Raw genomic sequence first — 559 nt, 5'->3', positions numbered from 1 at the left:
CAGTAAAGAGCCGTCAGAAAATGCGACATTGGCAAAGCGAGCGGTTGAAATCGACATTTGCTCACTTTTGCGCATTAAGAACATTTCCATAATACGCTTAGAGGCGCCCATCATATTGACGGGGTTGGCAGCTTTATCTGTCGATACACAGAAGTATTTCTTCGCTCCAGATTCAATCGATTGTTGAATTGTCTTATCTGTATTGAATACGTTCACATCGATCATGCGCATGAGTGTGAATGGATCTTTTTCACTGCGCACATGTTTAAGAGCTGATAAGTTCAATACGTAGTCAAACTGACCATCCGATTTGATAAACGTATCGTACTCAATGGAACCAATATCCAATGCGAATGTTTGAAAATCGCCATCAATGTAACCAAAAGAGCTACGAATATCACGAACCAACTCAACCATATTGTTTTCACTAATATCAACAACATGAAGTTTCTGTGGGTTTCGTTTAAAAATCTCTTTCGTGACCGCTTGACCAATAGAGCCTGCCCCACCTAAGACAAGAAAGCGAGATTCAGAGACAATCTTTGACAATTCAACTTCA

The 559-nt window shown here is 40.3% G+C and carries 1 protein-coding gene; it reads right to left on the bottom strand.

Features of this window, described 5'->3' with window-relative positions; genetic code table 11:
* Positions 1-559: polysaccharide biosynthesis protein (locus tag R8O11_RS30260; RefSeq protein WP_318195266.1), on the bottom strand; the 559-nt coding region annotated here is incomplete at both ends.

This window comes from Vibrio sp. 1288, from assembly GCF_033344475.1.
Note: the sequence above shows the minus strand (reverse complement) of the source record. Positions and strands in the feature narration are given on the sequence as shown.